Here is a 259-nt window from a genome sequence, read left to right on the forward strand (position 1 = left end):
GCCATCGGTCTCGGACAGAACCGGCGCATCCGGTGCTGAAGTATCAACTGTCAGCGTGAACTCGCCAGACGGCGCGCTCACATTGCCGGCTTCGTCAGTCGCGGTAACGCTGAAGACGTGATCACCGTCGTAGAGATCAGTGCTCGGGGTATAGCTCCAGGTGCCATTGGCATCGGCTGTCACGCTATCAACGACTTCGCCGTTGTGGGTGATGGTGACGGTGCTGCCGGCTTCGGCGCTGCCGGTCAGCGTCGGCGTC

The 259-nt window shown here is 62.2% G+C and carries 1 protein-coding gene; it reads right to left on the reverse strand.

Annotated elements, in window-relative coordinates:
* The coding region (locus tag QQF40_RS17080) for an Ig-like domain-containing protein (RefSeq protein WP_285462043.1) at window positions 1–259 on the reverse strand (259 nt) is incomplete at both ends.

It is taken from the genome of Cobetia sp. LC6 (genome assembly GCF_030264805.1).
Lineage (GTDB): Bacteria > Pseudomonadota > Gammaproteobacteria > Pseudomonadales > Halomonadaceae > Cobetia.